Origin of the sequence: Micromonospora sp. M51 (assembly GCF_018070305.1) — a bacterium.
GTDB classification, from domain to species: Bacteria; Actinomycetota; Actinomycetes; order Mycobacteriales; family Micromonosporaceae; genus Micromonospora; species Micromonospora parva.
In genome coordinates this window covers 1-1402 of sequence record NZ_JAGPXZ010001112.1, presented here as the reverse complement: position 1 = coordinate 1402, position 1402 = coordinate 1, and the positions used below count along the sequence as shown (strand labels likewise).

Here is a 1402-nt window from a genome sequence, read left to right as displayed (position 1 = left end):
GAACGGCGCGCCGGGCGGGTCGCCGACGTGTGCGTACCCCTGGTTGAACCGCACCGCCGTGGTGCCACCCAGCGGCGGCGGGGTCTCGCCGGGCTGCCGGGACGGGTGGCCGGCGAGCAGCACGCACACGGCGGCGGCCGGGCCGGCGTGGGTGAGCGCGGCGAGCCGGGCCAGCTCGCGCGGCGGCGGCGCGGCGGTGGCGACGACCAGCAGCAGGCGGCGGGCGGTCGCCGCACCGTGCTGCGCGGCACGGGCGTGTTTCTCGGCGGCGTCCAGCAACGCGGCCACCTCGGCCTCGCTGGTGGCCGGCGGGTCGAGCACCCCGGCGTCGAGCAGCGGTCGTAGCGGGCCGAAGGTGGCGCCGAGCGTGGCGGTGTCGATGCCGACGACGCGAACCTGACCGGGTGGCGCGGTGGCGACCAGCCGCAGCACCAGCGCCCGCAGCAGCCCGGCGACCTGCGACTCCCGGGCGTCGGCGTCCAGCGCCAGGTGGTGGCCGCCGCCGAGCGGGACCAGCACCGGGAAGCCGCCGTCCGCTGTGGACGCCGCACCGATCCGCACCGCTGCCGGCTGGTCCGTCAGCGGGGTGGCACCCGGGGCGGGGTTGGCCAGCGCACCGCCGAGGCGGGCGAGGCGGGCCACCACGTCGTCGTCGACCGGTGCGACGGTCGGTGCCGCCCCGAGGACACCGCGGACGGTGTCCAGGTGCGCCCGGGCCGCCCGGTGGGAGTTGACCGCCTGCCCGTACGCCGACGCGAGCCTGCCCACCCTCTGCCCCCAACGCCACGGCCGCCTGGTCCCCGGAACCCTAACGGACACCGGCGGCGCCCGGACAGTCCTGCGAGGACGTGTCGGTCAGGCCGGGCCGCACACCGCCGGGCCGGGCACGTCGGCCACCCCGCAGCGGAACACCTCCACCGGCGCCCTCGCCACATCGGGCACCTGCTCCACCCGCATCAGGGCCAGTCGCTTGTCGACCGGCTCCCCCGAGTCGGCCGTGAACCGGATCAGCCCGGCCACCCCCGGATAGCCCTGACCGGCGTTCTGCCGCAGCACCTCGGCGTGCACCGCCACCGGGTTGACGGCGCTCGGCTCCCAGCGTTGCCGGGGGTCGGCGTGGTGCAGCCGGGCGGCGAGGCTCTCCACCGCCCGGATCAGCATCATCGCCGCGTCGTAGGCGAGGCTGACCCGCTCGCCGACCTGCACCTCGGCGCCCGGCCGGCAGCGCGGCGGGTCGAGCAGGTCGTCGGCCTGGATCCGGGACAGGAAACTGGCCCGCGCGTCGTCGCGCCGGTCCTGGGCGGCCCGCAGCGCGGCGCAGGTGGCCAGGGCCGCCTTCGAGACGTACGTGACGGGCAGGTTGCCGGGTGCGGCGGCGCGCAGCCCGGGGTTGGCCATGTAC

The 1402-nt window shown here is 77.8% G+C and carries 2 pseudogenes; both read right to left on the bottom strand.

Annotation, left to right across the window (positions count from 1 at the left end):
- Positions 1-768 (bottom strand): annotated as a pseudogene (locus KBX53_RS32895) (cell division protein FtsK); the annotation flags it as partial.
- Positions 769-855: 87 nt separating this feature from the next.
- A pseudogene (locus KBX53_RS32890) lies at positions 856-1402 on the bottom strand (hypothetical protein); the annotation flags it as partial.